Origin of the sequence: Nocardioides sp., assembly GCF_024509035.1 — a bacterium.
In the GTDB taxonomy this organism is placed as follows: Bacteria; Actinomycetota; Actinomycetes; order Propionibacteriales; family Nocardioidaceae; genus Nocardioides.
Map to the genome: position 1 here is coordinate 1 of NZ_JANINT010000357.1, position 206 is coordinate 206.

Annotated in this window: 1 protein-coding gene; it reads left to right on the forward strand. The window is 72.8% G+C overall.

Annotated elements, in window-relative coordinates; all coding sequences use genetic code 11:
- Positions 1-87: 87 nt before the first annotated feature.
- Positions 88-206, forward strand: a 119-nt coding sequence (locus tag Q0L15_RS25070) for a hypothetical protein (protein WP_366939634.1), incomplete at its 3' end; no start/stop codon positions are given.

Sequence of the window (206 nt, forward strand, 5' to 3'; positions counted from 1 at the left end):
CCGACGCCGGCGGACGGCATTGCCCTCGGCCCCGCGACCCCCTGAGGTGAACGTATGTCTGGCCTGACCATCGACGACCTGGTGGCCATGGAGCAGCTCGGCTGCACCGTGATCGCCGGCGCCGACGGCGGACGCCGGCGGGTGGTGTGGGCGCACTCCTGCGAGCTCGACGACCCCTGGAACTGGGTCGGCGCCGACGAGCTGCT